The sequence below is a fragment of the Nitrospirota bacterium genome (genome assembly GCA_020851375.1).
Lineage (GTDB): Bacteria > Nitrospirota > 9FT-COMBO-42-15 > HDB-SIOI813 > HDB-SIOI813 > RBG-16-43-11.
Map to the genome: position 1 here is coordinate 63,505 of JADZCV010000025.1, position 22,298 is coordinate 85,802.

The following is a 22,298-nucleotide window of genomic DNA, read 5'->3' on the forward strand; positions in this document are numbered from 1 at the left end:
TTCCGGTACAAATCTTTGCGGGCTTATTAGGTGCGACAATTCTATGTTCTTCTTTATGTATATCTATGCTCTCTTTAGTCCGGTCTTCCTGGTTAATCATTTATTTCAGGGAAAAGGCGTATGATGCCTGATACCTGTTTAATAGGAAAATTCTCTTGACATTTCAACTGACTGAATTATAATTATCTTTTTCGAAGGAGGCATTATGTCGCTTACATACAGACCACACAACAAGAGCAGGAAAAGGACCCATGGCTTCAGGAGACGGATGAAGACAAAAGGCGGGAGAAATGTCTTAAGCCGTAGAAGGGCCAAGGGGCGTGCAAGGTTGACAGTTTAACCTATTTGAAATACCTGTATTGAGTGAATCGAAATATAAGATCCGGAAGGGATGGGAATACCGGCATATTTACAAAATCGGGCGGAGAAAGGCCAGTCGTTATTTAGTCCTCTACTATGTAGAAACCAACCTTGGATACAGCCGGATTGGATTATCTGTCAGCCGAAAACTTGGCAATGCCGTTAAACGCAACAGGGTTAAAAGACTTATCAGAGAGATCGTCAGGGCTGATGATTATGCATTCCTAAATGAGGCAAGTATGGACATGGTAGTTGTTGCCCGTCAGGGAATGGTCGGAATAAAACTGGCTGAGGCAAAGGATGCGTTTACTAATTTAGTCAGGTCAATAGAACGTTGAATATTAAAGGTTCACAACTCTTTGTTATTACTATCAGGAATTACCAAAGGTACTTGTCCATATTAAAACCCCCATCCTGCAGATTTTATCCGACGTGTTCACAATATTCAATAGATGCGTTTGAACGATTTGGGGTCTTTAAAGGAATTATTAAAACTGTTTTGAGGTTATTCAAGTGCCATCCGTTTCACCCGGGCGGGTACGACCCGGTCAAATAAGAGACTCTGCTTATGGATAGTATGAATAAAAGGATATTGATTGCTATAGTGTTGTCAGTAGCTGTGCTGGTGGTATATCCATTTATTGTGCCGGCGCCAAAGGTCTCTCCAAAGAAGGAGCTGCCTGCATCTCAGGGAGTAGATCAGGTGGCAGAGAACAAGGAAGGCAAAACACTTACTGAAATAGTTACGACTCATGCCAGGGGTGAGGTCGGCAAAGAGGAACGTATGATAGCTGTAGATACGGATCTCTATAAGGCGATATTCACCAATAAAGGCGGGGTCATTAAACACTGGGAATTAAAGAAGTATTGGATGGATGTTACCAGGCAGAAAAGTATTGTCCTCTTTGATCCAGGACAGGACATGGTGATGTCCTACCCACTTGGTATTTCTGTGGGGAACAATGAATTAAGCAGAATGTTGAAAGACGGTCTCTATAGTGTTGATGGCTCTGACTTACAGTTAAGCGCCGGCAATCCAACAGGAACACTTGCCTTTACCCTTGTGGATCCAAAGAGCGGTAAAGGTTTTAAAAAGAAATTCACCTTCCACAATGACACATATAATGTTGATGTAGATATCCTTCCGGTAAACATCACAGAAAACTATTCAGTTTCAACAGGATCAAACTTCGGTATCCATGAGTGGGGTGAGGAAAGGATACTTGGATTTGTAGGGCCGCTGACTATGGTTGGTTCTAAGGTAAATAAAGACAAAGTGGCCAAGATAGAGGGACCGGTATATCACGATGGCGATATAAAATGGACGGCCATTCAGGACAAGTATTTCATATCAGCCCTGATACCAAAAGATAAGGTCAACAGGGTTATTGTCATAAAAAATAAGGCAAAGGATGTTCAGTCTTCCATTGAAGTTACGACCGGACAGAAGATTTCCTTAGAGCTTTATGCAGGCCCAAAGGAGTCTAAGAGGCTGGAGGATCTTGGGGTTGGGCTTGATAAGAGCATCCCATTTGGCTGGTTTATGTTTTGGGAGCTGGGTCCAATAAGCTGGCTGGCAAAGGGGTTGTTCTACGTCCTCCAGATTTTCCACAAGTATAGCGGTAATTATGGGATTTCTATTATAGTCCTTACTGCTGTTATCAAGATCATCTTTGTACCGCTCACATACAAGAGCATGAAGTCTATGAAAGACATGCAAAAGCTTCAGCCTGAACTCCAGAAATTACAGAAGAAATACAAGGATGACAGGGCTGAGCTTAATAAGGCAATGATGGAGATGTATAAAACCCACAAGGTCAATCCTCTTGGTGGGTGTCTTCCTATGTTGCTGCAATTGCCGGTCTTTATAGGACTGTATAATCTGCTTGCAAGCTCAATAGAGCTGAGACAATCTCCTCTATTCTTATGGGTTAAGGACCTTTCTTTAAAAGACCCTTACTATGTACTCCCTATCATAATGGGGATAAGCATGCTTCTGCAGCAGAAGATGAGTCCTACTACTGTTGATCCGACGCAGGCAAAGATTATGCTTATAATGCCTGTTATCTTTACCTTCTTCTTCCTGAACTTCCCCTCAGGGCTGGTCCTTTACTGGCTTGTAAACAACCTCCTGACGGTTGGCCAGCAGGTCATTCAGAACAAATATTTTTCAGGCAAGTAGCGCCGGCCTTTAGTTCGATAGTTCGACAAGCTCACTACTCACTACAGGTGTGGCCGGCTTCATGTGGGGGATGAACCCCCACGCTACGGTAATTGGGGACACTTCCCCCACAGGTGGCGCGATGGGAAGTGTCCCCGTCAAAACGGAACAATTTTCTGCAATGCCGATTCGTATGCCTTGTAAGCCTCCGGCCCGAACAGAACAAAACGTACGATCTCAATCTCCGGATGAGATTTCACATATTCAATAACGGTCTTCAATGCAACCGGCGCTGCTTCGTCAAAGGGATAACCGTATGCGCCCGTGCTTAATGAGGGGAATGAAATGCTACCGATGTTATTGTCAGTTGCGCGCTGAAGGCTGTTTCGATAGGCGCTTGCAAGAAGTTCCGCTTCTCCTTTATTACCTCCATGATAAATTGGCCCTACCGTATGTATTACATATTTCGCCTTCAGTCGTCCGCCTGAAGTAATCACGGCGCTGCCCGTGGGGCATCCTCCGATCTTCCTGCACTCTTCCATAACCTGCGGTCCGCCTGCCCTGTGAATAGCGCCATCAACACCACCACCACCCCGGAGACCTGAATTCGCAGCATTAACAATTGCCTCAGTCTCCTCTTTCGTAATATCACCTTCGACTAATTCTATAATGGAGTTATTTACTTTTACTTTCATAAGTACCTCCTTTTGAATGTATAGTCGTTGTCCCTGTTAATAAATTTATGATATGATACACCGTTGAAAAATGCAAAAAGAACGGGAAAGGATAGACTGTTTTAAATGCAGGCACTTCTATATCACATGGGAGCAGGATTTTCCAAGGGGTTGCAAGGCGATGGGATTTAAGACGAGGGAGATGCCCTCTGATGTTGTTTTTCAGTCGTCAGGTATGGAGTGTATGAGGTTTGAAGGCAAGGAGACCCCGGAAGGATCTCGTAATTAAATATGGTGTCCCAGGAATTCTGTATTATACTGATTACTGCAGGCTCTGTTGAAGAGGGTGAAAGGATAGCCGGTTCACTGGTGGACAATCACCTTGTGGCCTGTGTGAATGTTGTGCCTTCAGTTACATCTTTCTTTTTCTGGGAGGGAAAGAGTGACAGGCAGTCAGAGGTACTCCTCATTGCAAAGAGCAGGAAGTCCCTTCTGAATAACATAATAGATCATGTAAAGAAAATTCATAGTTACACGGTACCGGAGGTCATAGCCCTCCCCATAATTGGCGGTCCTGAAGATTATCTTAAATGGGTAGAAGAAACCACTTCTTAGAAATATACAACGTGCTCCTTAAACACTTTGGCCCTCAGCACTGGTGGCCTGGTGAAACACCCTTTGAGGTCATAATCGGGGCAATCCTGACACAGAACACCTCCTGGGATAATGTTGAAAAGGCGATTCTATCACTTAAGGCATCCGGGAACTTAACTCCGCATGGACTATATAAACTCCAATTAGACAAACTTGCACTCCTAATCAGGTCATCGGGTTATTTTAATATCAAGGCAAAACGCCTTAAAAACTTCCTTTCTTTCCTCTTTAATGATTATGAGGGTGATTTAGGCCGTTTATTGAAGGAGGATGGCAAAATATTGCGGCACAAGCTTCTTAGTGTAAATGGTATTGGACATGAGACTGCTGATTCAATACTGTTGTATGCTGCAGAATACCCCGCTTTTGTAGTAGATGCGTATACAAAAAGAATATTCTCAAGACATGGTTATGTAACTTCCGATGCAACTTACCATCAAATTCAGGAACTGTTTGCAGCAGCCCTTCCGGTAGGTACTCAATTATACAATGAGTATCATGCCCTGATAGTCAGGGTCGGCAAAGAGCTGTGCAGGAAAACGCCCCGCTGTAATGAATGCCCTATTGAGTATGATTTGCATAAGAAGGGCAAAAATGCTATAAGATAAAAGATGTTTGACTTCTTTAAAAAGATAATAGGCACGAAAAATGAGCGGGAAATAAAGCGTCTTGATGAGATCGTAGACCGGATAAACTCCCTTGAGCAGTCAATCTCTTCTATCACTGACAGCGCCTTAAAACAGAAAACAGATGAGCTTCGCTCTGCTTTGTCAGCAGGAAAGACGCTTGACGAAATCCTGCCTGAGGCATTTGCCGTAGTTCGTGAAGCATCCAAAAGGACTATTGGTTTGCGCCACTATGACGTCCAGCTTATAGGCGGAATGATCCTGCATGAAGGCAAAATTGCCGAGATGAAGACCGGCGAAGGCAAGACCCTTGTGGCAACATTGCCTGTATATCTTAATGCACTGACAGGACGTGGAGTTCATGTTGTAACAGTTAACGATTATCTGGCAAGACGTGACAGCCAGTGGATGGGGCAGATATATAAATTCCTGGGACTTACGGTTGGGGTTATTCTTCACGGTTTGAACGACAGGGAACGGCAGGTGTCGTATGCAAGTGATGTTGTATACGGAACGAATAATGAGTTTGGTTTTGACTATCTCAGGGATAATATGAAGTTTGACGCAGCAACGTTTGTCCAGAGGGAGCTTAATTATGCCATAGTGGATGAGGTGGACAGCATCCTTATTGATGAGGCAAGGACACCGCTTATTATTTCAGGCGCTACTGAAGAATCAACTGACAAGTATTATAAGATAAACAAGATTATCCCTAATCTGAAAAAGGAAGTTGATTATACCATTGAAGAGAAGACGCGCACAGTTGCATTAACAGAAGATGGAAATGCGCAAGTGGAGAAGCTTCTTGGACTGAAAAACCTTTATGATATATCTAACATGGACCTGGTTCATCATGTGGTTATGGCCCTTAAGGCGCACGTCATCTTCAAGCGTGATGTGGATTATGTCGTAAAAGACGGCGAAGTTCTTATTGTTGATGAATTTACCGGCAGATTGATGCCTGGACGCCGTTATAGCGACGGCCTGCATCAGGCATTAGAGGCAAAGGAAAATGTAACTATTGCACAGGAAAACCAGACCCTTGCCTCCATTACATTCCAGAACTATTTCAGGCTGTATAATAAATTAGCCGGTATGACCGGCACTGCGGACACAGAGGCTGCAGAATTTCAGAGCATTTATAATTTAGAGGTCGTTGTGATACCTCCAAACAAGCCTATGATCCGTGCTGATCAGGCTGACCAGGTCTATAAGACTGAACGTGAAAAATTTAATGCAGTAGTGAGCGAGATTGCAGAAAAGAATAAAAAAGGGCAACCCGTATTGGTCGGAACCGTTTCCATTGAAAACTCTGAAAAACTTTCGGAACTTCTTAAAAAGAAGGGGATTAAGCATACGGTTCTGAATGCCAAGTTTCATGAAATGGAGGCAGAAATAGTTGCGCAGGCAGGGAGAAAGGGTGCTGTAACAATAGCCACTAACATGGCCGGTCGCGGTACTGACATCCTGCTTGGCGGTAACCCAGAGTTTCTTGCGAAAAAAGTATTTGCCGGACAACCGGAGTTGCCTACTGAAGAATGTGACAAGATATTCAGAGGGCTTAAGGATGAATGTGACAAGGAGAAGGAGGATGTCCTGAAATCGGGCGGACTCCATATAATCGGCTCAGAGAGGCATGAGGCAAGACGTATAGATAACCAGCTTCGCGGAAGGTCAGGCAGACAGGGTGATCCGGGGTCTTCCCGCTTTTATCTGGCGCTGGAAGATGACCTGATGCGCATATTCGGGTCAGACAAGATTGCCGGACTGATGAACAGGCTTGGCATGGAAGAGGGGACACCGATAGAACACAGGATGGTTTCAAAGGCCATCGAAAATGCCCAGAAAAAGGTTGAAGCCCATAACTTTGACATAAGAAAACACCTCCTCGAGTATGATGATGTAATGAATCAGCAGAGGACGGTCATATATAGTCAGCGCAGACAGATCCTTCAGGGTGAAGGCCTTACTGATGTCATATTTGACATGATCGAAGACCTTGTTGATGAAAACTTGTCCCTATATTGTGGAAAAGATATTTATCCTGAAGAGTGGGATATAAAAGGTCTTAAGGAGGCACTGTCAAGACAATTCGCCCTTGAGATAAGTGACAACGATATTGACTTTCTCCACACCGCTGTAGAAGGACTGAAAGACATTTTATTGGAGAAGTTACGGAAGGAATATGCTGATAAAGAAGCTGGGTTTACCAGTGAGGTCATGAGGCAGGTAGAAAAGGTAGTCCTGCTTCAAGTAGTAGATACCCACTGGAAGGACCACCTCCTTTCTATGGATCATCTGAAGGAAGGGATTGGACTTAGGGGGTATGGACAAAAAGATCCCCTTATTGAGTATAAGCGTGAAGGCTTTGACATGTTTAATGATATGATTAACAGAGTCAAAGCAGATGCAGTGGAACGGGTATTCAAGATCCAGCTTGTCAGGCAGCCTGAACCTGTTCATCATCACCAGCAACACGATCACGCCGGGCAACACGAACACCATCAGGGCCAACAGACTCAGTCCGAACAACCCTCTCAGCTTCAGCAGACACAGGTGCGCCCGCCGGTGCTTAATCCTGTTCCGGTGATGAGGCCTCAAAGGATGCAGCTTAATCGCGGTATGCCGCCGCCTCAGGCAAGTCAGGCACATAAGGGTGATAAAGTAGGGAGAAATGATCCCTGTACCTGTGGAAGCGGGAAAAAATATAAGAAATGTCATGGTGCGTAGCCTAATAAAGTTAAAAAGTTCTGCCGATAGTTAGTTGCTCGTATATAACCAGGGGCAACATGAGAGACCTTAAACAGGAAAATCAAAAACTTCGACGCACCCTTAAACAGGTACAGAAAGAACTTGCCTTCTTTATTAATGTAGGAAGACTTTTTACCTCTACCCTTGAACTCACTAAAGTAACAGAAATTATTACAGAAAATGTTCAGAAAATAGTCCCTGCTGAGGCATGGTCTCTTTTATTGATGGACGAAAAAATGGACGAACTCTATTGTTCTGTTGCCAAAGGGGGCTACCTTCCAGGAGAGCTTAAAGATGTCAGGCTCAGCATAGGGGACGGTATAGCTGGAATTGTTGCAAAGCGGGGCAAACCCATGATTGTGCGGGATGTTCTAAGTCATAAAAATTGTAGTAAATACCTCAGGCAAATCAAGGGGATTGTACCAAAAGACGTCCTCTGCGTTCCAATTATCAGCAAGAAAAATACAATTGGGGTGCTGGAGCTTATAAACAGAAAAAATGGCAAGTCGTTTTCAAAGAGCGACCAGGACCTTATGATGAAATATGCTGACCAGGCATCCATGGCCATTGAACGTGCGTCCCTCTATAATAAGATGGCCAATCTTGCCATAACAGATGACCTGACGAAGTTATTTAACCTGAGATACCTTTACAGGGTACTCGACACAGAGGTTAAGCGGTGCAGAAGGTATCACTCTACATTCGCCATTATATTTTTAGACCTTGACTCCTTTAAGCTTGTTAATGATACACATGGTCATCTTATAGGCAGCAAGACCCTTGTTGAGGTGGCGAGGATGCTGGTAAGCAGCCTGAGGGATGTAGATATTATCGCACGTTATGGCGGAGATGAGTTTGTCATTGTTTTACCTCATACTACAGTTGAAATGGCCTACCGGATTGCCGCCAGGATTCAGTATGACATAAACAAGCACCCATTTCTTACAGAAGAGGGATTGTCACTTAATATAACTGCGAGTTTTGGAGTTGCAGGGTATCCGGATCATGCTGGTGACGAGACCGAACTTCTCAAAATAGCTGATTTGGCTATGTATACTGCCAAAGGCATGGGCAGAAACCGTGTTGTGGTTGCGTCAGACCCTGCCTTGAAATGAGGTTTACCCTGTTTTTCTATCCTACAGGCTGTAACGCCATTTCGGATTGATATTCTTCTTGTTTTTCCCGTTTTGCCAGGTGTACAGAGATTAGTTTTGAGACGCCCGGTTCTTCCATTGTTACTCCATAGAGCATGTCAGAGCCTTCCATGGTGCGTTTGTTGTGTGTAATGACCACAAACTGTGAGAAGCCCATCATTTCACGAAGGGTTCTAATATAGCGCTCCGTGTTTGTCTCATCGAGTGGTGCATCAATTTCATCAAGAACACAGAATGGGGTCGGACGGGCAAGGAATGTTGCAAAAAGCAGTGACATGGCTGTAAGGGCCTTTTCACCACCGGAAAGGAGTGCTAATTGGCTTACCCTCTTTCCAGGGGGCTGGGCAATAATCTCGATGCCTGATTCAAGGACATTGTTTTCATCGGTAAGTGCAAGCCTCGAGGTCCCTCCCTGGAAGAACATCTGAAACATCTGCTGGAATTTCTCATTAATAATATTGAAAGTATTAATGAACATCTCTTTTGTGGTCTTGTTGATTTTCGAGATGGTCGAGTGCAGGGTTTCACATGCCTGGGTTAGGTCAGCCTCCTGTGTGGTCATGAATTCATAACGCTGATTTAATTCCTGATATTCTTCAATGGATGCGAGGTTAACGGGCCCCATCCTGTTTAGTTTCTCCTTCAGCGCTGCGACCTCAGCAGACAGTGTTTCCATAGTTACGTTATTCAGTAATTCCTTATGAGCAGGGTTCCCGATCTCCCCTTCCAGTTCGACCTGGTAGGCAGTGTAAAGTGAATCCTTCAGGTGCCCTATCTGCAATCTCAACTCAGTCTTTTGCAGTTCTATCTGATTTAGGGAGCCCTTCAATCCTTCAATCTTCCGCCGCCTGTCCTTTATAGCCTCTTCCAGAGTCTTAAGCCTTTCCTCTCTGCTGTTTCTCTCCTGCTCCTTGCCGGTGACGTCTGCACAGAGGGCCTCTTTTTTAAGCCACTGCTCCTTAATAGCTGATTCTACGCCGGTTTTTTCAACAAGATACTCCTCAATGCGACCTCTTATCTTCAGGATTTCACCTTCCTTAATATCTATAAGCCCGCTTGCCTCCTGGATGCGCAATTCAATCTCTTTTATACGTATGGACAAAGACTCCCGTTTCTCTTTCTGTGTTGCAAGTTCCAGTTTCTTTAGCGTAACTTCCCGCTGTGCCTCCTCCCACCTTTCGCGGCCGAGCCTCTGTGTCTCTATGAGTTCCTGGATATGCTGTTCTATCGAAAGTTGTTCCGCCACCAGGGCATGGATGTCACCTTCATGTTTCCTTAATTCTTCATTTAAGACAGCCACCTCAGAATCTATCTCCCTTTCCTCTGCGGATAGGGTCTCAATCTGGAGCTTCCGCCTTTCTTCTTCATCCCGCAGTGCCTCAAGGTCCTTCTCTGTATTTACCAGCGACAGCTCAGTCTGACGTGTCTGGCTATTGATTTCTTCGATCTGATCATTTACCAGGGCACTCTCATCTTTTGTCCGTTCAAGCTCACCCTCAAGCGAGGATACTTCCTGACCAAGTTTAACCACATCGCCCTTGAGGTTCTTAAGTTCTTTTCTCTTCTCAATCAGTCCCTGCGATTTTCCGGTTGATACACCGCCGGCAATACGTCCGCCCGGTTCAACAATCTCGCCATCCAGGGTTGCAAATGTATAGCCTGTCTTGTCATCATTCCATAACGACAAGGCAGTATCAAGGTTATCTACAATTATGACATCAGAGAGGAGATATTCGGCAAGCGACCTGTACTCATCTTTGCAGGTTACAAAATTCAGCGCCGGGCCGATTACAGCGTTAGAAATGGGTATAGCGCCCAATTTTTCCTTCAATAAATGGGCGTTGTCCCCATTTATCCGGGGCTTCACAGGAATAAATGAAGAGCGTCCGGCGCTCTTTGTCTTTAAAAATTCTATAGCCTTTTTCGTTTCCCCGTGATCAGTTACCACAATATTCTGAAGGCGGTCACCGAGGACGGTTTCAATTACCTTTTCCGCAGAGAAACCCTCAGTCCCTGTTACTTCAAAGAAATCGGCAACTATCCCGCGGACCCCTTCAGCATTAATCTCATTTTTTGCCTTGGAAAGGAAAAGTGACCGGACCCCTTCCTGATACCCCACAAGGTTTTTCTCCATTTCCTCAAGGGAGTGATAGCGTGCCTCACTCCTGTGAAGAAGTTCCTTCTTTGCATTAAGGCGATCTGTCAACTCATAAATTGCATCATCCAGAGAAGCAGACTTGTCTGACAGGGATTCAAGATTACGTTGCTTTTCATCCAGTATACTCCTGGTGGAGTTTCTTATATCATCAGTTGAAGATATCCTGGTTCTGACATCTGATATTGCACCCAGGCTGTTGTTCCTCTCTGAGACGATGCGTTCCTTTAGTCGTGCCAGCTCAGAGGCCCTTGATTGAAGAGAGACCTCCCGGTTTCTTGCCTCTGTTATCCTCGTTACAATGCCAAAGAGGGTTTTACGGGCATTTTCAATCGTTTCCTGCAGGCTATGAAACTCCCTGCTTGCAGCCTCATATCTTCCCTCAACTTCATTGATGGAATCTTCCCCTTTTGAGAGGAAGTCATCAACAATGACCTTTTCCATATTATATGAGTCAAGAGATGTGGAAAGTGACGAAATATCTTCCTTCAGTCTCGCTATCTCAGATGATATACGTTCTATCTCGCTATTTTGGTGAGTCATCTGATTGTCAATGAGCAGCAGCCTGTTTTCTTTTCCTCCGATCTCTTTTTCCATCTCGTGGAGGAACTGTTTCATGGAAGCAAGGTTCTTGTCCTCTTCTATAATAGCTGTACGCGTCTCTTCTCCATCTGCCTCAATCCTGGTGAACTCAGACAGTGCCTGCATCTCCTCATTCCTCAGCGATTCCTCCCGGCTATTCATATCCTTAAGGCTGCCATCAAGATCAATATATTTTGCAACTGTAAGGGCTACGTCACGCTCCCTTATGCTGCCGGCAAGTTCCTGATAGTCTTTAGCCTTTCTGACCTGTCTGTCGAGAGAGTTTATCTGTCTCTTAACCTCTGAGATGATGTCCCGCACCCGCAGCAGGTTATGCTGAGTTGATTCTAATTTTCTGAGGGCTTCGGTCTTTCTGAACTTGTACTTCATTATTCCGGCGGTATCTTCAATGATGGCCCTCCGGTCTTCAGGGGTAGAGGTAAGGATCTTCTCTACCCTCCCCTGTTCTATTACGGTATGTCCTTTGAACCCTATGCCTGCATCAATGAGAATATCCCTGATGTCCTTTAACCTGCAATGGACCTTATTGATAAGATATTCGCTCTCACCAGAGCGGAAGAGCCTTCTGGTAATCTCTATTTCAGAATATTCGGAGTACTGGGAAGGGAGTTCGCCCCTTATATCCCCTATTGTGAGGGTGACCTCTGCCAGACCAATGGTCTTTCGGGACTCACTTCCGAAGAATATGACATCTTCCATCTTGTCCCCCCTGAGGGTTTTGGTACTCTGCTCGCCCATAACCCAGAGGATGGAATCAACGACATTGCTCTTTCCGCAGCCATTTGGTCCAACGATACACGTTATCCCTGGCTGGAAATGGATAGTGGTCTTTTCGGGGAAGGTCTTAAAGCCGAAGATTTCTAATTTCTTCAGACGCATGTGACAATTCTTATACCATACCCAAATTGGAAAGTAAAGGGAAAAATACTATGACAAGGGTAGACAGGTTCTGATTGCTACAATATAGAGTAGACGAAACTTATGCCCTTATAAGCTTCCCGGTCGCGGTTGCGATACAGGTACCGTTGCTGTCAACGACCTCTGCAATTGCCTCGAAGAAATTATTTCTTTCTTTGATAATGTTTGCTGACACAAAGACTCTTTCCCCCGTTGACAGGGGAGACTTGTAGCGAACCTCCATCCATGCAGTCACAGCATAGATCCCAAGCTCAAACAGGAGCCTGCCCATTGCCTCATCAAGCAGCGTAGCTATTATCCCGCCATGGGTTATACCCTGATAACCCTGATGCTCAGGGCAGGGAGTAAACTCACCAGATATCGCCTTCTTTTCCCTGTCCAGGGTAAAGGCGATCTTAAGGCCAAGGGGATTTTCCTTTCCGCAGCCAAAGCATCTGTTGTTGTCAGTGAGGTTCATTAGTTGCTGGAGGAGTTGGGCCTATGAGACTTTCGGCTAATGTTAAGAAATCTTCTGCACGCTTGATCTGTTCTTTAGCCTGTTCTAATGTCACTCCACATTCTACATCATAATCACAAGTGTGCCTCATTTCTTGTGCTTCCATAAGAAATCTGTGAAACTCGACCGGCACTTTACCTGTGTGAGCAAACTCGCGACCAAAAGCAGCGATAACCGCAGAATGTTTGGAAAAAGATAAGGACTCACCTTCAAGGAAGGCCTCTGCAATATAGAACATTGCATAGTATGCACGCACCACAGCAAACTCTGGATATCCGCCAGTTACGAGCAGTTTTGCAGCCGAGATGCTTTCGCGTGATTTCAAGAGGAGTCCTGATTGCTCTTCAGTCATGCTGCGATTCCTTCCTTGCGAATATTCCTTAAAAGGGGGCCATTTCTGTGAAGAAAACGGTTCTCATCCATAAAGACGCAACTTATAACAGTATCATTCTCCAATGACAACCCTGTAACTATTTCGCCGGTTCTCTGTATTTCTTCTCCAGGATTAACCATTCCCCGTAACACGACAAGCACATCTATATCTGAATCAGGATCGGCATCGCCCCTGGCATGAGAACCAAAGAGGATTACATGTGCAAGTCTATTGCCATAAAGCGCTTCCAATTGTTTTCTCAATTCAGATACAATTTGCCTCACATCATACATCTTCATCTCCTCGTACTTGTTGTACGTGTTACAAATATTTTATTATAATCGTTACATTAAATGATGGCAATTTTAACTTTCTTGTTCTTTTTTGTTCTGCACCACTCTTTTCTTGTCTTGTTCTATTGGACTACACATTCAGTTTCCGCAGAGCTGATAATGCCCCTACGATCTCCTTTTCCTTGACCTCGATCAAGTCCAATAATTCTTCAGGTCTCCTTGTGTCCTCTTCTCCTTTTGCGTGGGGATTCACGGCCTTGAGGTCATAGACGGCGTCTTCGATTTCTTCCGCCTTGGCCGACTGCTCACGAGCCTCTTTTATCAGTTTCGTGACCTTTTGCTCGACTTCCATAATAGCCGCCTTGTCAGATGAAGTAGTCTTTTTCAGCTCACTCAGGCGCTCTTTCCATTGGGCAGCCTGCTGTTCCTTCTCACGGGCTGCGGCCTTAAAAGGCCCGGCCTCCTCCATTGCCTTATGTTTTCTTGCTGTGAAATCTATAGTCCAGCTTCGTTCGCTATCTCCCCTGGCTGGCAAGAGCTTAAAGAACTCAGCAAACCTGTCCATCGTAAAAGGGGTTTTCTTCCCGACCTTTATGTCTGAAAGGTCATAGTACCATATCTTTTCCGTGTGCTTTCCCCTGGTAAAGAAGAGGAGGTTTGTCTTCACACCGGCGCCTGCGGTGGTAAAGACACCTGCGGGAAGGCTGATGATACACCAGAGGTCAAACTCCTCAAGAAGTTTCCTCTTGGTCTGGACAAAGGCGGTCTCATTCGTCCTGAACAATACCCCTTCATCCAAAACGATCCCACAGCGGCCTCCCGGCTTCAGAGAATCCATCACATGCTGTAAAAAGAGGACTTGAGTGGCGCCTGTCTTATATGCGAAATTAGTCTGTGCCGACTTTCCCTCTTTGCCACCGAAAGGGGGATTCATGAGCACGACATCATATTGAGGAGGGGCATCGAGGAAGAGACCGTCATAGGTCTTCTCATTCGTCAGGGTATTGCCATGCCAGATGTTGGGCTGGTCTATGCCGTGAAGGATCAGATTGGCAAGGGCAATCGGATAGATGAGGTTCTCCTTTTCGCGGCCATAGAATGTCCTGTGTTTCAGGGTCTCCAATTGATCAGCGGTCGTATCTGCACCAAGCGCATCTTTCATGTATTCATAACTCTGTGCCAGAAACCCTCCGGTTCCGCAACCCGGATCATAGACAGTCTCACCTACAACCGGATTGATCGTCTTAACCATGGCCCTGATGATCTCACGGGGTGTGAAGAACTGACCGCCGTCATTATTCTTTTCTCCCATCTTCAGGAGAAGCCCTTCATACACCTGGGAGAGACTGAATATGTGGGTGGGGTCTATCGTATGGACACTGACATCATGCACCTTGTCGAGCACGTCAAGGAGGTTACGCTCCGTATCAATCCGGACCCTTTCAATGCCGGACATGATCTCGCTGATGACCTTCTGGCGGGGAAAGGCATTCGGCATGCTCTCCAATCCTCTCAGATGAGGGATCAGCTCCTGATTGACAAACCTGAAGTAATCCCCCATCGGCCCATCGGTAAGCTCCTTCCGTTTCCACCCCTGCTTGTGGCCATTTTGCGAAACTGTGATTTCTTTATCAAAAGGGGCCGCCCAGTCCTGCCAGCGGTAGGGTGCGGATAAGGAGGGCTTAAACTCTATGCCAAGCGCCTCGTGCTCATCCGCCTCCCGAACCTCGGTCTCATCAAGGATGCGGAGGAACAGTATCCACGTCAGCTCAGGAACATACTGCATCGCCCCAGCACAGTTCGACCGCCGCATGATGTCGCAGATGGATTTGATGGCGGAGTTAACCGATTGTGGGGTAGATAATTTACGGGAATTGTTATTTTCGGGCATCTAACTTCTCATCCTTTTCCCCCTCCCTTGATGGGAGGGGCGAGGGGAGGGTGATCTAAACAGGTTCCCCTTATTACTTCTAATATCCCTTCGATATTTGTTAATACTTCATTATTCCAGAATCTTAAAACCTTAAATCCTTCATCTTTAAGCCATTGGTCCCTTGTATTATCCTCGTTTTCCATCATTGAATGCTGTCCACCGTCAACTTCAATAACAATCCGCTTTTCATAACAGGCAAAATCTACAATATATTTACCAATTGCCTCTTGCCTTCTGAATTTCAGTCCTTCCATCTGCTTTGCTCTCAAATGCCTCCATAACAGATTTTCTGTGTCGGTCGACTTCTTTCTAAGAATCTTAGCTATACTGGTCATATCATTGCTCAACTTCTGAACACCCCCACCCTGCCCTCCCCCATCAAGGGGGAGGGAATTAAAATTGAACCCCTTTACACCTGCACAATATCACAACTCTCCACTGAATGCCTGGCGCAGGAGCGCTGGAGGCAGGGATTTTATGGTTTCAAGCTGATCTTCTATGGATTTTCTCAGTCTATCTGTTCCTGTAATCTGATTGTAAAGAATAAGTGCAATGCTTTTTTGTTCAGCAAGGGGAGGAAAGGGAATTATTAGATTGCGAAGCACATTGAGAGAAGCAAATTTTTGGATGCCACCCTGTAATGATTTGTCTAATTGCCTTGTCACAATGGAAGATTGCAATAAGAAGAAAAGAAAATCTCTGTTGATAGGGCTCTTATTTATTTTGAATAATCCCACATTTTTTATAGAAAATTCTCTATCTGTGTTTACAATCACCGGGTTACCAATTGTCCCTATCATTGCAAAAAGGATATCACCAACATCCACTTTTGAACGTCTTTTTATTTGTTCATGATCTTCTTGGGATATATATTGAACATTCGAAAAATCTAATCCGGACGATTTAAGATTTTTTGATGTAACAAGAGGAATACCTTTGTCTACATATTTGGGTGTATCATGTGTCCCATCCCTTACTTCTATTATTTCTTGACATCTTTTCTTTGGCCATTTCTTCGCTTTTTCTTTCTCAAAAACCTTCCTCAGATATGCGCCTGGTAAAGTCTTGGCTGCTTCAACCTGCGCCTCTGCTGCAACCCGCGCCTTCTCAACCGCTGCCATCTGCTCATTGAGGATTGCGGCAATGCGCTTTTGTTCAGGGAGCGGGGGAAGAGGGATTACTTGAGCTTTTACTTGCTTGTCGGTTACTGCTGGATATAGAGCGCCCTTGACAAGATCAGAAAGATTTTTCACAAAATTAGGAGAACATACGTAGGCAAACAGAAAGTTACGTTCTAATTCTTTCTTGGGTCGCAGCACGCAAAAACCTGTACTGCATATTTGATTGTCAAGTTCATGGGGCACTAATGCAACTGCATTCAGATTTGGTCGAGTTGTTGAGACGATTACATCCCCCGCCTTAATGACCTGCCTCGCCCGACTTGGTGCATCCTTCCCAAGCAAAATACTGGTACCAAGAATACGCTTTTGATTATTACCAACACTCGATATATCAACATAGCGAAACGTATCTTTAGGTTGCAATCGAGGATCCTTAGTGCCTGTCTTTTCCTCACACACCTCCCCCAGCCTCACCCATCGCCAGCCGTCAGGTAGTTTTGCCACATTATTCAAGTTCATCCGAAAATCTCCATAGCTCACCCTCCCCCGGGCCCCCTCCCGTCAAGGGAGGGGGAAGTTTAGCTGCTCGAACCAGTCTCCCCTTGCGGGAGGGGGAATAGCAACAGCCTTTTGCTTTGCTTCGCATCTCCCCTCCCCTCGTGGGAGGGGATTAAGGGGAGGGAATAATATTTCATGCTGAAAAGATCCTCTCTTTTGTCTCCCTCAGCACGTTTGCAGGATTTCCAAGAGCTCTCAAAGCCTCAAGTCCTCCTGCCCGCATAACCGCTGGTGTTTTAAATATCTGCTGATTCTCAAGGCCTTCCGTCCCGCCACGCGTAAATTGGGCTGCAATTGCCTTGATGACATCTGCCGTGACCGGAGGCATCTCCCTCAGCCACTCTTCATGCTTGTAGGTGAAGGCCTCTGCCCGTCCCTTACGGGTCCTCGGCGCCATGCCGTAAGCCGCATCTGCAAGGACATCATAGAGGTCATAGTCCTCCATGGCCTCAACGATGCGGAGGACATTCGGTGAATAACCGGACGAAACAAGCCGGTCAATGAGCGGCTGGCGAACGGCAGGAGTAATCCAGTCTTTGCGGAATATGTCAATCGTCGGGGCCTCATGAATGAGCCTCTCAGCCATACGGTTTTTATACTCTTCCACAGTAACCGGCATGGCCTTTCCGTCAACATCTGTAACAATATAACGCCCGGCAGGGGTAATCCTTACATCAAACCCTTCTACTACAATAGAGTGCTCAGGTTCTCCTTCGTCGCCTCCACCACCTTCGCTGCCACGACTGCTTTTAGATTGTTTAGTGATAAACTCCTCTCCAAAGAGGCGGGTGGCGTCTGTATAGTCATAGACCCGGAACATGAGTTTGCCGGATGGGAGATCAATCCGTGTCCCCCTGCCGACCATCTGGTAAAAGGCTATAGGGGACTTCACGTATTTGAAAAAGACGATGTTGCGTACACAGGGGACATCAACGCCGGTAGTCAGTAGATCCACTGTCGTGGCAATGAAGTGATGCCGCATCGCGCCTCTGAGATCAGGGAGATAATCACTTCCTCCGGATGCTGCTGTACACTTGAAGGCATAGGGCTCAAGTCGTGGCCTCCCGTTCTCCTTACACCATTCAGTATAGAGGTTGTTCATGGTGGCCGCCACATCGTCTGCATGACGGTCGCGGGCGCAGAAGATAATCGTCTTTTGTTCAGGGCCTCCGGTCTCAAGGAGGTATTTGAAAAGGTCCTGACACATCACAAGGACACGGTCAGGAAGAAGGAGCTTGTCTTCAAACAGATATTTCTCATACAGGTGACGGATATCCCCTGCACCCACAGCCTCTCCGGTTACGGCATCTTTGGGTTTGCGGGCGATGATTTCTTCCAAACTGACCCCGGTGTCATCGAGATTCACCCGCCCTTTATATATCTCGCAGGCCGCCAGGTATCCATCTTCAATGGCCTGGGCCATGTCGTACTCATACACTGGCTCGCCGAAATGTCTCACGTTGTCTGCCGTAATCTGCTCGTCTCTCGCGCCTTCATCCGTATCTGCAGTAGGGAATCTTCTCGGTGTCGCAGTCAGGCCTATCTGAACCGCCTCAGGATTCCGTGTAAGGACCTGAGACCACTTTCCCCATGCCGAGCGGTGACACTCGTCTATGATGATATGGCTGAAGTAGTTTTCAGGATAGTGCTGAATGAGGAAGTTCGCATCGGCTTCGTCTGAATCCACATCGAGGGTCTGATAGGTTGCCACAACCACCCTCGCATTTTTGACAGGATCATTACCAGCCGCGGCAGCGGCATCCGACCCAAAGAGTCTCTGCATAGCGCCGAGTCCCTGGGTGCGGAGTTCCTCGCGGTCACAGACAAAGAGGGCTCGCCGCATATTGCCGGCGTCCGCGATCTTTTTGAGGAGGTCGACGGCGATAAAGGTCTTTCCCGCCCCTGTGGCAAGGGAGAGCAGTGCCCGTTTCAGTTCACCGGATAGCTCGCACCGTGCCATCTTTTCGAGGAGGGCCCGGATCGCGGCATCCTGATAATATCTCCGTGCACCCTCGCCGCCGGTATAAGGCGTCAGGAGCGCCATGGCGGCAGGAGAATCGAGGCGGAACCCTTTCCCATTCTCATAACGGACACGCAGGTCATCAGGAGATGGAAACTCCGACATGGAACGGGGAGCACTGGTCATACCCGTAAAGAAGTCGTACTCGACAAATTGGTGACCATTGGAGGAAAAGACAAAGGGGACATTGATCCGCTTACAGATGGCATAAGCCTTGGCCTGCTCAAGGCCATGACCCGGCGGAAGCCTTTCAGCCTTAGCCTCAATGAGGGCCAATGCTACCGGCTGACTGTCTGCATTTACCCTGATACGAAGGGTATAATCAACCCTCCCTTTGGCCCTGCGCTGTGCCTTGCCCTCGATAATCTCAATCGTCCCTGCACTGACCTCCCGCTTGATGTGGTCCTCTGTCCATCCACGGGTATGAATGGCAGGGTCAATCAACTTGGCACGAGTATCCGCTTCGTTCAAGGACATGGGTGGATAATACAATAAACAGAGGTTGGATTCAATCTGAACTTAGGGATATAAGTTGCATGCCTATTCGGAATACTGTATAAAAAATAATATTTTGTTTCCATTTCAAATGGAATGGGATTAACACTAAAAACATGACACATGATGAAATATTTAAGCAATGGAATGAGTGGCTGGGGATCATCTATACCGATATTCAGGAATTGGTTATCCGGCGTTATATTTTCTGGGAGGTGCAAAAGATAATTCGGGCAAACCCTCGAATTCAGAAATCCAGTTCTTTTTACACATGGCTGGGAAGCGTGTTTGCCGCCGCTGCCTCTATTGGTGTCAGGCGACAAGCAGATAACAGAACAGACGTTATCTCTCTTTACCGATTACTTTCTGAAATTAAGAAAAAACCGGAGGTTCTTTCCAGGGAAAGGTATGTAACTCTATATAGTGATCCAGAAATCAGGAAAGGAGTTGCCAATTGTCACTTTGATAGATTTGCAGGTGTCGGAAACACCCATGTAGACCGAAGGAAAGTTGAAAAAGATATAGGCGATATTGCCGCTATAACATCCAGATTAAAAGACTATGCCAATGAACGCGTAGCACACTATAGCAAAAAAGATCCCAAGACAGTTCCAACATATAATGACCTGAACAAATGTATCGATTTCTTAGAAGAACTTATTATAAAGTATTGGGCCCTCTTTCGTGCCGAAACTGCAGTGACTCTTCTCCCTACCTGGCAGTATGATTGGAAGGGGATTTTTCGTGAACCTTGGATTCCTGCAAGCATCCGTAATACTAAGAAGGGATATGCGGAATAGCATAAGATTAAGCCTCTATTTTTAACCCTGGGCTTCTATTCTTTCTATGCCATGTTCCTCAAACTCTTCCTCATATTTTTCAATGAAAGGGGCCTCTTTTTCTAAACGCTCCTGCCAGGTCATTTTTGTTACTTTGTCTTCTCCATATTCTCTAATAAGATCACGCCGCGCCAGACGATAAATCAATTCATCCCAGAAATTATCATTATTGTAATCGTCTATATACTGATCTAATTCTCCTTCTTCCAGTTCTTTGGCAACAAAGTATTCTTTCAGGTCATTATCATAGATGATGCTTTGTTTAAGGCCAAACTCTTTGAAATAAGAAAGAATATATTGCTCCAACTCATCAAATTTCTTGACACGATCATCCGTGCGAAAGGCATTGACCATCCAGGTCCCCAAATAGACTAACTTTACCAGATCTTCATATTGTTCTTTTGTAAATCTGATCTCCATTGGTAGTGCTCCTTGTAATGAAGTTTAAGTATATGTGTGGATGATACAATAAACGGTCGTGGGATTCAATCGATGTTGCGGAGAATCGCTCCTTGTGCTAACCTCGCCTTATCAAACAGCCCTTGAAGGAAGCCATGAGATGAAGAATGTTTTTTCATACACGCCGATCGGCCATCTGCGGACCCCATACACGACTGCGGAATCTATCCCGAAGGCGATGGGAAAACCGCCGGTGGCTGAAGGCGTAATCGAGCTTGATCCGGCCTATGTGGAGGGTCTCCTCGACATAGAAGGTTTTTCTCACCTGCTGGTGATCGTGGCATTCCATCTCAGCATAGACAAACCTCTTCGGGTTATGCCGCCGGGACAATCAAAGGAACGCGGGGTGTTTGCTACCCGTTCCCCGCACCGGCCCAATGCCATCGGTGTTCTGACCGTAGAACTCCTTTCACGTCGTGGGACCAAATTAAACATCCGTGGAGTGGATGTAGTAGACGGTACACCAGTACTGGACATCAAACCTTATCTGCGGCATTTCGATTGCCGTCCGGAAGCTGGAACGGGTTGGATTGGTGAACAGTAAACAGCAATGTCATAAATTAGAAAAAAGTGCATCATATTAATGTTATTAGTGACGCACCCCACGTCAGCCCCCCTCCAAAGGCAGCCATTAAGACTGTGTCGCCCTTTTTTATCCTTCCCTCTCTTACAAGTTTATCGAGTGTGATCGGGATAGAGGCTGATGAGGTATTTCCTGTATGAGTAATGGTAACAGGCACCTTTTCTTCAGGGATGCCGAGACGTGAAGTTACCTGTTTGATGATGCGAAGGTTTGCCTGGTGGAATATAAAGTGGTCTATATCGTCAAGATTGAGGCCGCACTTTTTTGCTGTGTCTGTCAGTAGCGACTCAAAGGTCCTGATGGCCTTGCGGTAGACCCTGCTGCCGTCCATCCGCATAGCATGAAGACCGGATGATACTGTATCATCTGTTGATGGGATTCTTGATCCGCCTGCCGGGAGATGGATCCACTTCCAGCCGGTTCCATCGGCAAAGAGCCAGGTGCCAAGCAGTTTTGCTGACAGGCAGATGGGATTATCATAAGGGCTTGGGTTGAGTCTTGCATTGTTGCTGCTAAGTACTACTGCGCCTGCCCCATCGCCAAATAATATGGCAGTCTCCTTATCTTTGGGATTTACAAATCTTGATTTTACTTCTGCGGCAATAACAAGCGCCTTGTCTGTCTGGCCGCTCCGGATAAACATCTCTGCTGTGTTCATGGAATATAAAAAACCTGAACAGGATGCGTTGATGTCAAAGGCTGCTGCCTTTTTTGCCCCTATTTTTTTCTGCACGAGACAGGCTGTAGACGGCATGAACATATCCTGGGAGGTTGTTGACAGCACAATAAGTCCCAACTCATCCGCAGACACCCCTGCAGATTTAAGCGCTGACAGCGCAGCCTGAGTTGCCATGTCAGACGTTGCTTCATCCTCGCCTGCCCGCCTGCGCTCAAGTATTCCGGTCATCTTTTCTATTTCGTCTGGCGTTAAACCTGTGAGTCTTGCAAGTTCTTCATTAGCAACGATCTTTTCAGGCAGATATGAGCCGGTTCCTATGATGTATGCCTTGCTGGTCATTAAATATCCCACCCTGAAATTAACTCTTGCTATTTTATCAAATTTTTGTTTATA

22 protein-coding genes are annotated in these 22,298 nt (G+C 46.0%); 11 read left to right on the forward strand and 11 right to left on the reverse strand.

What is annotated here, in order from left to right; genetic code table 11:
* Positions 1–205: 205 nt before the first annotated feature.
* Genes rpmH through yidC form a run of 4 tightly spaced genes read left to right on the forward strand, consistent with a single transcriptional unit; the run spans position 206 to position 2,542 of the window.
* The gene (rpmH, locus tag IT393_05455; GenBank protein ID MCC7202098.1) at positions 206–340 is read left to right on the forward strand and encodes a 50S ribosomal protein L34; all 135 of its coding nucleotides are present in this window, start codon (positions 206–208) and stop codon (positions 338–340) included.
* Positions 341–359: 19 nt separating this feature from the next.
* On the forward strand, positions 360–698 hold the full coding sequence (rnpA, locus tag IT393_05460; GenBank protein ID MCC7202099.1) for a ribonuclease P protein component: 339 nt from the start codon (positions 360–362) through the stop codon (positions 696–698).
* Positions 699–700: 2 nt separating this feature from the next.
* Complete coding sequence (gene yidD, locus IT393_05465; GenBank protein MCC7202100.1) at positions 701–916, forward strand: membrane protein insertion efficiency factor YidD; 216 nt, start codon at positions 701–703, stop codon at positions 914–916.
* 21 nt (positions 917–937) lie between these two features.
* The gene (gene yidC, locus IT393_05470) at positions 938–2,542 is read left to right on the forward strand and encodes a membrane protein insertase YidC (protein ID MCC7202101.1); all 1,605 of its coding nucleotides are present in this window, start codon (positions 938–940) and stop codon (positions 2,540–2,542) included.
* Positions 2,543–2,679: 137 nt separating this feature from the next.
* Here yidC and IT393_05475 read toward each other — a convergent pair whose 3' ends face one another.
* Positions 2,680–3,216, reverse strand: coding sequence for an O-acetyl-ADP-ribose deacetylase (locus tag IT393_05475; protein MCC7202102.1), 537 nt, complete (start codon positions 3,214–3,216; stop codon positions 2,680–2,682).
* A 70-nt stretch (positions 3,217–3,286) separates the two neighbouring features.
* On the opposite strand from IT393_05475, the gene IT393_05480 reads away from it, so the two are divergent.
* The 5 genes from IT393_05480 to IT393_05500 are packed head-to-tail and all read left to right on the forward strand — an operon-like array spanning position 3,287 to position 8,341.
* Positions 3,287–3,484, forward strand: a complete 198-nt coding sequence (locus tag IT393_05480; GenBank protein ID MCC7202103.1) for a uracil-DNA glycosylase — start codon at positions 3,287–3,289, stop codon at positions 3,482–3,484.
* Between the two features lie 2 nt (positions 3,485–3,486).
* Complete coding sequence (locus IT393_05485) at positions 3,487–3,810, forward strand: divalent-cation tolerance protein CutA (protein MCC7202104.1); 324 nt, start codon at positions 3,487–3,489, stop codon at positions 3,808–3,810.
* The gene (locus IT393_05490) at positions 3,786–4,457 is read left to right on the forward strand and encodes an endonuclease III domain-containing protein (protein ID MCC7202105.1); all 672 of its coding nucleotides are present in this window, start codon (positions 3,786–3,788) and stop codon (positions 4,455–4,457) included. The genes IT393_05485 and IT393_05490 overlap by 25 nt, the downstream gene beginning before the upstream one ends.
* 3 nt (positions 4,458–4,460) lie before the next feature.
* The gene (secA, locus tag IT393_05495; GenBank protein ID MCC7202106.1) at positions 4,461–7,205 is read left to right on the forward strand and encodes a preprotein translocase subunit SecA; all 2,745 of its coding nucleotides are present in this window, start codon (positions 4,461–4,463) and stop codon (positions 7,203–7,205) included.
* A 59-nt stretch (positions 7,206–7,264) separates the two neighbouring features.
* Positions 7,265–8,341 carry a sensor domain-containing diguanylate cyclase gene (locus IT393_05500; protein ID MCC7202107.1) on the forward strand — a complete coding sequence of 359 codons (1,077 nt, stop codon included), beginning with the start codon at positions 7,265–7,267 and terminating at the stop codon, positions 8,339–8,341.
* A 16-nt stretch (positions 8,342–8,357) separates the two neighbouring features.
* On the opposite strand, the gene smc is transcribed toward IT393_05500, so the two are convergent.
* The 8 genes from smc to IT393_05540 all read right to left on the reverse strand — a co-directional run bounded on the left by smc (position 8,358) and on the right by IT393_05540 (position 19,321).
* Positions 8,358–12,017, reverse strand: a complete 3,660-nt coding sequence (smc, locus tag IT393_05505) for a chromosome segregation protein SMC (GenBank protein MCC7202108.1) — start codon at positions 12,015–12,017, stop codon at positions 8,358–8,360.
* 100 nt (positions 12,018–12,117) lie between these two features.
* A complete protein-coding gene (locus tag IT393_05510; protein MCC7202109.1) occupies positions 12,118–12,513 on the reverse strand; it encodes a PaaI family thioesterase in 396 nt (131 codons plus the stop codon).
* On the reverse strand, positions 12,500–12,904 hold the full coding sequence (locus tag IT393_05515; protein ID MCC7202110.1) for a HEPN domain-containing protein: 405 nt from the start codon (positions 12,902–12,904) through the stop codon (positions 12,500–12,502). The genes IT393_05510 and IT393_05515 overlap by 14 nt, the downstream gene beginning before the upstream one ends.
* Positions 12,901–13,218, reverse strand: a complete 318-nt coding sequence (locus tag IT393_05520; GenBank protein MCC7202111.1) for a nucleotidyltransferase domain-containing protein — start codon at positions 13,216–13,218, stop codon at positions 12,901–12,903. The genes IT393_05515 and IT393_05520 overlap by 4 nt, the downstream gene beginning before the upstream one ends.
* 130 nt (positions 13,219–13,348) lie before the next feature.
* The gene (locus tag IT393_05525; GenBank protein MCC7202112.1) at positions 13,349–15,109 is read right to left on the reverse strand and encodes an N-6 DNA methylase; all 1,761 of its coding nucleotides are present in this window, start codon (positions 15,107–15,109) and stop codon (positions 13,349–13,351) included.
* Between the two features lie 8 nt (positions 15,110–15,117).
* Positions 15,118–15,486, reverse strand: a complete 369-nt coding sequence (locus tag IT393_05530) for an endonuclease domain-containing protein (protein MCC7202113.1) — start codon at positions 15,484–15,486, stop codon at positions 15,118–15,120.
* A 90-nt stretch (positions 15,487–15,576) separates the two neighbouring features.
* Positions 15,577–16,791 (reverse strand): restriction endonuclease subunit S, encoded by a 1,215-nt coding sequence (locus tag IT393_05535; protein MCC7202114.1) that lies wholly within the window; start codon positions 16,789–16,791, stop codon positions 15,577–15,579.
* A gap of 172 nt (positions 16,792–16,963) precedes the next feature.
* Complete coding sequence (locus IT393_05540; GenBank protein ID MCC7202115.1) at positions 16,964–19,321, reverse strand: DEAD/DEAH box helicase family protein; 2,358 nt, start codon at positions 19,319–19,321, stop codon at positions 16,964–16,966.
* 140 nt (positions 19,322–19,461) lie between these two features.
* On the opposite strand from IT393_05540, the gene IT393_05545 reads away from it, so the two are divergent.
* Positions 19,462–20,145, forward strand: a complete 684-nt coding sequence (locus tag IT393_05545) for a hypothetical protein (protein MCC7202116.1) — start codon at positions 19,462–19,464, stop codon at positions 20,143–20,145.
* 21 nt (positions 20,146–20,166) lie between these two features.
* Here the strand turns inward: IT393_05545 and IT393_05550 are convergent, their stop codons facing one another.
* Positions 20,167–20,604, reverse strand: coding sequence for a hypothetical protein (locus IT393_05550; GenBank protein MCC7202117.1), 438 nt, complete (start codon positions 20,602–20,604; stop codon positions 20,167–20,169).
* Between the two features lie 139 nt (positions 20,605–20,743).
* Between IT393_05550 and tsaA the strand changes: the two genes are divergently transcribed.
* On the forward strand, positions 20,744–21,187 hold the full coding sequence (gene tsaA, locus IT393_05555) for a tRNA (N6-threonylcarbamoyladenosine(37)-N6)-methyltransferase TrmO (GenBank protein ID MCC7202118.1): 444 nt from the start codon (positions 20,744–20,746) through the stop codon (positions 21,185–21,187).
* Positions 21,188–21,218: 31 nt separating this feature from the next.
* On the opposite strand, the gene IT393_05560 is transcribed toward tsaA, so the two are convergent.
* Entirely contained in the window at positions 21,219–22,244 is a 1,026-nt protein-coding gene (locus tag IT393_05560) for a ketoacyl-ACP synthase III (protein ID MCC7202119.1), read from the reverse strand.
* Positions 22,245–22,298: the final 54 nt, after the last annotated feature.